Genomic DNA, 7,328 nt, shown 5'->3' on the forward strand with positions numbered 1-7,328 from the left:
ACACAGGCCGGCTGGGTGCCGGAGGGCGACTGCGAGGACGACGCCGAGGACATGCCGCTCTCTCTGCGGCTGTCGATAGCGGACACCCTTACTCTCGGTAACGCCACGTGCGGTTTCATGGCGGTGTACTTCACCACCACGGGGATCCTCATCCCGCACCTCACGGGCAGCGACGAGAGCGGCATGGCCAGGCACTCCGCGGCCACCGCCGTGATCCTGATGCTCCTCGCCGCGGTCTTCGACCTCTTCGACGGGCTGGTGGCGCGCAAGCTCCGCAGCTCGCCGATGGGCGCGGAACTGGACAACCTCTCGGACCTGATCAGCTTCGGCCTCGCCCCGGCGTACTTCGTGCTCGTGTACGGCATGGTCGCGGACGACGCACACCAGCGGGTGTCGGCGCTCGCGGCGATCGTCGTGCTGCTGGCCGTGGTGCTGAGGCTGGCGAGATTCTCCTGCGTGACCATGAAGGACGGCATGTTCCAGGGCATGCCGAGCCCCTTCGGAGCGCTCACGGTCGTCTCGATCGTGCTTCTGGAGCTGCCCTTCGTACCGACGCTGCTCGCGATCGTGGGAGTGGCGTGGCTGATGGTCAGCCGGGTCGAGTACCCGAAGCCGCGGGGTGTCCTCGCTGTGGCGATGCTCAGCTGGATCGTCGGCGCGATGGGGCTGCTCGCCGCCTGGGCGTTCGACGCCCCCGGCGGTCAGCTGCTCCTGCAGACCGGCTGCGCGCTGCAGGTGGTCCTGGGAGCGGTCATCCCGCTCTTCGCCACGGCGCGGCGGGTGAACACCTTCCGCGACAACCGGCGCGAGGCACGGGCGGCTCAGCTGCCCTAGCGGTACAGAACACGTCGTAACAACATGCACGAGGGCCCGGGTGCTCCCCAGCACCCGGGCCCTCGTGCATGTCGCGGGAGCGCGTCTCCGCTGCAGCCGCCCTCCGGTGCACGTGTGGGCGGCGTCAGGCCGGGGCCGGCCGCCGACCCGTTGCGGCAGCACAGGCCGACGTCCGACGGCCGGGGAGTCGCCCCCGTCACCGGCGGCACACCGCCTAATCTGCCAGAACCGACGTCTCATCCCGAAAGGATGATCTCGTGTCCTCTCGACTCAACCCGTACATCAGCTTCAACGGCGACGCCCGGCAAGCCATGGAGTTCTACAAGGAGATCTTCGGCGGCACCCTGACAATGAACACGTTCGGTGCCTTCGGCGAGAAGGAGGCCGGAGACGTCGCCGACAAGATCATGCACAGCATGCTCGAGACCGACAGCGGCTTCACGCTCATGGGCGCCGACACCCCGCCGGGAATGGAGCACAAGCCCGGGAACAACATCTCCGTGAGCCTGAGCGGGGATGATGCCGGAGAACTGCGCGGCTACTGGGACAAGCTCTCCGCAGGCGGCACGGTCTCGGTCCCGCTGGACAAGCAGATGTGGGGCGATGTCTTCGGCATGTGCACGGACCGCTTCGGCATCACCTGGCTTGTCAACATCAGCGAGCAGCAGACCTGACCGGACGCGACGCGCAGGCCGCTTCTCCAGGTGGCCGGCGCATCACGTCCCGCGGGTGGGCGGCGAGCCCCGACCGGGCGGCTTCCGGATCACCGCCCAGGGGGCGGGCGTGCTGCAGCAGCGCCGCGCCGCCTGGGTGCCGTGCCGAGCAGCCACCACCGCGATCGGGTTCCGGGTCCTGGCCGTGCTGTGCGTCGCTCTGCACGTTCATGGCCGTCGATACGGCCCGCAGCGGCGGTGACCGCCTGGGCCCTCGTGCGTGCCCAGCACCTGCGCCCGTGTCGGCGGCTGCTACGCGGAGTCCCAGCGGGCGGCGAGCAGGAGCGCGATGTCGTCGGGCCGGTCGGCCTCATGCTTCGCCTCCCGGATCACCAGGTCCGCCATGTCCGCGAGGGACGGCAGGTCGGCTCGCTCGATCGTGGAGCGCAGCCGCTCGATGCCCAGATCGATGTCGGCCCCTGCGTGCTCGATCAGTCCGTCGGTGAACAGCGCCAGAATCGCGCCGGGGTCCAGGAGCAGGTCGCTGACCGGGTAGGACGCACCGGGGGCGACACCGAGCACGATGCCGCCGGGCAGGTCCAGGACCTCGGTCGTGTGGTCGGGACGGCGCAGCAGGGGCTGCGGGTGCCCGGCCCGGACTGCCTGGGTCCGGCCGGTGACGGGGTCGAGGACGATGTAGCAGCAGCTGGCGATCTGGCCGGGGTCGAGGTCGATGAGCAACCGGTTGGTGCCACTCACCACCTCCTGCGGATCGTGTCCACTGAGGGCGAAGGCCCTTACGGCGCTGCGTAGTTGACCCATCGTCGCGGCCGCGGCGGCTCCGTGCCCCTGGACGTCCCCGATGACCAGGGCCAGGCCGCGCTCCGTCTCGATGACGTCGTACCAGTCGCCTCCGACGTCCATGCCCTGGGTACCGGCGAGATACCGCCCGGCGGTGTCGACGTGTTCGAGTACGGGCAGCCGGTGCGGCAGCAGGGCGTTCTGCAGGCCACGGGCCAGGGCGGATTCCGTGTCGTATCGCTGGGCCCGCTGGAGGGACTGGGCGATGAGTCCGGCGAGCGCGGTGAGGACCGTGCGTTCCTCAGGGGTGAAGCCGCGCGGGTGGTCGAAGCCGAGGATGCAGGAACCGACGGGCCGTCCGGAGGCGATCAGCGGCAGGAAGGCGCGGGCGCCGACGTGGGCGTCCAGGGGGATGCCGGGGTAGGCGGCAGCCAGGTCCTGCATGGACTCGAAGAAGATCGGGCGGCCGGTGGTGAGCGTCTCTACGCCGGGCAGATGGGCGTCGAGAGCGACGCCGTCGAAGCGGTCCAGGAAACCCTTCGGGAAGCCGGTCTCCCAGGCCAGGTAGAGGTGCCGTTCGTTCAGCAGGTAGATCGCCAGTTGCCTGCCGCCGAACGCGGGCAGCAGTTCCTCCGTGACCACCACCGAGACCTGACGTGCCGTGACGGCCTCCGTCAGCGCGATGGCGAGGGCGACCGGCCGGTACAGCGCGGACGCCCGGTCGGCCGGGGAGCCGAGCCCGACGCCCGGTGTGACGACGGACGCCGGAGTGTAGGCCGGTTCCGTGGGCGTGAGCATGGCCGTCACGCCGTCCTGGCCCGGGTACAGGGACACGGACAGCCAGTCGTCGGCGGCGCGCCGTGCGAGGAAGTGCACCGGGTCGTGGGAGAGCAGCGCGGCCCGGTGGTGGTCGTCGTACGCGGGGTGTCCGAACCACGGCAGGACCTCCCACAGGATGCGTCCGACCAGGTCGGCGCGCGCCCGGTCGAGCAGTTCCTCCGCCAGGTGGTTGACGTAGGTGATCCGCCCGAGCCGGTCGAGCGAGAAGATGCCGCGCGGGAGTCGGTCGGCCGCCTCCGCGACGATCGGTCCGGCGCCGAGGTCGACGAGGAATCCGGTGAGATGGCCGGCCGTGCCGTCACCGGGTGCCCGGGGCCGGCGGCTGGAGAGTTCGAGGAGGTTCGTCCGGCCGTCGGAGCCGCGCAGCCGCATCTGGCGTACTACCGGACCGGGCGACCTCGCTGCCCGGCGGGCAACGGCGCACAGCCCGCACACGTCCTCCGGGGCCAGCAGCGCCGTCAGAGCGTCGATGGTGCCCGCGAACTGCGCGGGCTCCGTGGCGAGGATCGCGCACAGCTCGTCGTCGGCATCGACCGCGCCGGTGTCGAGGTCCCAGTCGAAGCGTCCGATCCTGGCCGGTGGCGCGACAGCCGAGGGCAGCTGGACGGGTACCGGTTCGCCGTCCCACACGACCGGGGCGCCCTCGCCCGCCAGCTCCGCGAGGTCGGTGCCGAGCTGTTGGGCGACGTGCTGAAGACTGTGGCGGTGGGCCCGCGAGACCGGCTGCCCGGGGGTGGCCGGGCGCAGCACCGCCAGGACCCCGAACTTCTCGTGGTCACCGACGATCGGCACGAACAGCGAGCCGAACGCGAACGGCAGGCCCGCCATCAGCTGCGGGAACCGGCGCATGGCCTCCTCGGAATCGGGGAGCATGATCGACCGGCGCGAGCGGTAGGACTCGCAGACCGGGTAGGGCCGGTTCACATGCATGCGCCACCAGGGACGGAACAGTGGGCCCGGCAGCCCCGCAAGCACGGCGAGCCGCAGCACCTCAGGGGCCCGGGAGCGCAGATATACACCGCCGGCGAACCCGCCGGCGGACTCGACCGCGCTCACTGCAGCCTGCGCGAGCACCAGGGACAGATCGTCCGGCACTCGGCCGCCGTTCGCCGTCCCGGGCACCGTCCCGCCCTCATCCAGCGGGTTGTGCCGGGTAGCTCCGTACCAGGTCACACAGCCAGGATGCGCCCCGACGGCCCTGCAGTGCACCCGGTGGCCCCGCTGGCCCGGTCACGACCCTCCGACCGATCCCGGCAACGTCGCCCTGGGCCGACCGGTCACCGAGTCGGGCCACGCGGACGTCTATGGTGCGGCCAACGCCGTGGACGGCAATGCGAACAGCTACTGGGAGAGCACCAACCACGCCTTCCCGCAGACCATCACTGTGGACCTGGGCGCTCCCAGGGCCCTGAAACGCCTGGTCCTGAAGCTGCCGCCGGCCGCGGCATGGGCGACCCGCACGCAGACCCTGAGCGTGTCGGGCAGCGCCGACAACTCCTCGCACAGCTCGCTCAAGGGGTCGGCCGACTACGTCTTCGACCCGGCCGGCGGCAATACGGCGACGGTCACCCTGCCCGGCACATCGGCCCGCTATCTGCGGCTGACATGCACAGCGAGCACGGGCTGGCCCGCGGGCCAGCTCTCGGAACTGAAGGCATACACCAGCTGACGACGTGCCCGGTCGCCGGACGGGTTCGGGCCCGTCCGGCGACCGGTCAGGCGTTCCGGGCCGGCCACGGCCCGTCCCGGCTCGCGCGGCTCAATCCCGCTCAGCTCAGCTCACGACAGGAAGTCGCGGGCGATCCCCTCTGCCACCCGCTCCAGCAGCGGGCCCGCCTGTGCCATGCAGACGGCCAGGTCCGGCTCCAGCTCCGTGAGGGCGTATGCGCGCCGGATGCCGGCCCTGCCCAGCGCCTCCGGAGGCAGTGCCAGGCGACCGCAGACGGCCACCACCTCCAGCCCCGCCGCGCGGGCCGCTGCCGCGACTCCCGCCGGGGCCTTGCCGTGCAGGGTCTGCTCGTCGAGGGAGCCCTCGCCCGTGATCACCAGGGTGGCGCGGGCCAACGCCGGCGCGAAGCCGAGCACGTCGAGCATCACCTCGATGCCGGGGCGGAACCGGGCGCCGAGAGTGACCAGCGCCCCGTAGCCGATACCGCCCGCCGCACCCGCTCCGGGGAGCTGCGCGTGGTCCGGGCCCAGGAGGGACGCGTAGTGGGCGAGCGCCGCGTCGAGGGTCGCGATGTCGTCCTCGTTCGCGCCCTTCTGCCGCCCGTAGACCTCTGGGGCGCCCTTCGGACCGGTCAGCGGGTTGTCCACGTCGCTGGCCAGGATCAGGTCCACGTCCGCCAGCCGCGGGTCGAGACCGGACAGATCCACCTCGGCCAGCTCCGCGAGGCCGCCGCCACCGGGGCCGACGGGCTTGCCGTCCGCGTCCAGGAAGCGGGCGCCGAGCGCGGCCAGCATGCCCGCGCCGCCGTCCGTCGTCGCGCTGCCGCCGACGCCGAACACAATGGTCCGGGCGCCCGCGTCCAGCGCCGCGGCAAGCAGCTCGCCGGAGCCGTACGTGGTGGCCGTGAGCGGGGCGAAGACGCCCTCGGGAAGGTGCTGGAGGCCCGAGGCCTCGGCCATCTCCACCACCGCGGTGGTGTCGCGCAGCGCGTACGCCGCGGTCAGGGTCTCCCCGCGCGGCCCGGTCACGCGCGCCTCGCGCCGCTCGAAGCCGGCGGCCACCGCCGCCGCCACCGTGCCGTCGCCGCCGTCCGCCACGGGCAGGGTCTCGACCTGCACCCCGGGGACGACGCGCCGCAGCCCGGCCGTCACCCGCTCCGCGACCTGTACCGCGGTGAGCGAGCCCTTGAACTTGTCCGCCGCGACCAGCACGCGGGCGGTCTCCATCACTGCTCCGTCCGTCACCTTGCATCCCTTGCTTTCGAACAGGCAGTCGCGCCGCCCCGACCCTATCCGGAGCACCTGCCCTCTGCCCATGGGTGTCCGGGCCCTGGACCGGCGCTCCGGTGGGCGTCCCGGCGCCCCTACTACGCTGCGCACGTGACGACCACTGACTACGCCACGTACATCGCAGGACTGCCCAAGGTGCTGGCCGCCGCGGCAACCGTCTTCCAGGACGGGGAAGGACGGGTCCTGCTCGTCGAGCCGAACTACCGGGACGGCTGGGCGCTGCCCGGCGGAACGATCGAGTCCGACCAGGGCGAGACCCCGCGCCGGGCCGCGCGCCGTGAGACGGCCGAGGAGATCGGACTCGATCTGGAGCCGGGACGGCTGCTCGCGATCGACTGGGCCCGCAGCCCCGCGCGGCCACCGATCGCCGCGTATCTGTACGACGGTGGAGTCCTGGACGATGTCCAGCTGAAGGCGATCCGGCTGCAGGAGGAGGAGCTCCTGTCCTGGAGACTGGTGGAACGCGACGCGCTCGACCGGTATCTGCTCGGCTCGCTCGGGCACCGGGTGCGGGCGGCACTCGAGGTGCTTGATTCCGGAACCGGTGCGGTGGAACTGGAGGACGGCAGGCCGGCCACCCCCTGACCGTCCCGGCCCCGGCAGTGGAGTCACCCCCCAGCCCTGCTGGTCCTGCGGCTTGGCGTCCACCCCGCGCAGCGACTCGTCGCGCGCGGCAACCCGTGCTTCCGTACGGTGGCCGCGCCCGATGCAGCCGTGTACGACCGTACGACGGCACCCTGGGGGCTGCCGACGCCGGCGAGGACGATCAGTTCCACCACGAGTTCCGCGTCGGGACCGACGGTGACGTCGGCCCTGGGCGGACCCTGGCAGCGTGGGACAAACGCCTCGCGGGCGACGGCCGTTGCTGCGTACGCTCGCCGTATGACTCTCGTCGCGATCCTCAGCGGCGCCGGCGTCTCCACGGACTCCGGCATCCCCGACTACCGCGGACCGAACGGCCTCTGGCGGAAGGACCCCGAGGCCGAGAAGCTCGTCACGTACGACTTCTACATGGCCGATCCGGAGATCCGCCGCCGCTCCTGGCAGATGCGCCGCACCAGCGCGACCTTGCACGCCGAGCCGAACGCCGCCCACCGGGCCGTGGCGGACCTGGAGCGGGCCGGGGTTCCGGTGCGGGTGATCACGCAGAACCCCACCCGTCCCAGGACCAGGATCCTCGCCACCGGCAACCACGCTGCCCGGCTTCTGGAACACCTCTGTCGGCACGGAGCAGGCCGCGCA

At 72.0% G+C, this 7,328-nt stretch carries 7 protein-coding genes and 2 pseudogenes; 6 read left to right on the forward strand and 3 right to left on the reverse strand.

Annotated elements, in window-relative coordinates:
* Positions 1 to 15: 15 nt before the first annotated feature.
* The 3 genes from pssA to ABZV38_RS28315 all read left to right on the forward strand — a co-directional run bounded on the left by pssA (position 16) and on the right by ABZV38_RS28315 (position 1,749).
* Complete coding sequence (pssA, locus tag ABZV38_RS28305) at positions 16 to 834, forward strand: CDP-diacylglycerol--serine O-phosphatidyltransferase (RefSeq protein ID WP_356331270.1); 819 nt, start codon at positions 16 to 18, stop codon at positions 832 to 834.
* Between the two features lie 257 nt (positions 835 to 1,091).
* Positions 1,092 to 1,508, forward strand: a complete 417-nt coding sequence (locus ABZV38_RS28310; protein WP_356331266.1) for a VOC family protein — start codon at positions 1,092 to 1,094, stop codon at positions 1,506 to 1,508.
* Between the two features lie 55 nt (positions 1,509 to 1,563).
* Entirely contained in the window at positions 1,564 to 1,749 is a 186-nt protein-coding gene (locus tag ABZV38_RS28315) for a hypothetical protein (RefSeq protein WP_356331267.1), read from the forward strand.
* 50 nt (positions 1,750 to 1,799) lie between these two features.
* Here the strand turns inward: ABZV38_RS28315 and ABZV38_RS28320 are convergent, their stop codons facing one another.
* A complete protein-coding gene (locus ABZV38_RS28320) occupies positions 1,800 to 4,223 on the reverse strand; it encodes a SpoIIE family protein phosphatase (RefSeq protein ID WP_356331271.1) in 2,424 nt (807 codons plus the stop codon).
* Positions 4,224 to 4,362: 139 nt separating this feature from the next.
* On the opposite strand from ABZV38_RS28320, the pseudogene ABZV38_RS28325 reads away from it, so the two are divergent.
* Positions 4,363 to 4,797, forward strand: a pseudogene (locus ABZV38_RS28325) (discoidin domain-containing protein); the annotation flags it as partial.
* A 110-nt stretch (positions 4,798 to 4,907) separates the two neighbouring features.
* Here ABZV38_RS28325 and ABZV38_RS28330 read toward each other — a convergent pair.
* Positions 4,908 to 6,023 carry a glycerate kinase gene (locus tag ABZV38_RS28330; protein WP_356331272.1) on the reverse strand — a complete coding sequence of 372 codons (1,116 nt, stop codon included), beginning with the start codon at positions 6,021 to 6,023 and terminating at the stop codon, positions 4,908 to 4,910.
* 153 nt (positions 6,024 to 6,176) lie between these two features.
* On the opposite strand from ABZV38_RS28330, the gene ABZV38_RS28335 reads away from it, so the two are divergent.
* A complete protein-coding gene (locus ABZV38_RS28335; RefSeq protein WP_356331273.1) occupies positions 6,177 to 6,671 on the forward strand; it encodes an NUDIX hydrolase in 495 nt (164 codons plus the stop codon).
* A 33-nt stretch (positions 6,672 to 6,704) separates the two neighbouring features.
* On the opposite strand, the pseudogene ABZV38_RS28340 reads toward ABZV38_RS28335, so the two are convergent.
* A pseudogene (locus tag ABZV38_RS28340) lies at positions 6,705 to 6,865 on the reverse strand (DUF2191 domain-containing protein); the annotation flags it as partial.
* Between the two features lie 103 nt (positions 6,866 to 6,968).
* Between ABZV38_RS28340 and ABZV38_RS28345 the strand changes: the two are divergent.
* A partial coding sequence (locus ABZV38_RS28345; RefSeq protein ID WP_356331268.1) for a Sir2 family NAD-dependent protein deacetylase occupies positions 6,969 to 7,328 on the forward strand: 360 nt, incomplete at its 3' end.

Origin of the sequence: Streptomyces sp. NPDC005181 (assembly GCF_040608395.1) — a bacterium.
Taxonomy (GTDB): Bacteria; Actinomycetota; Actinomycetes; order Streptomycetales; family Streptomycetaceae; genus Streptomyces.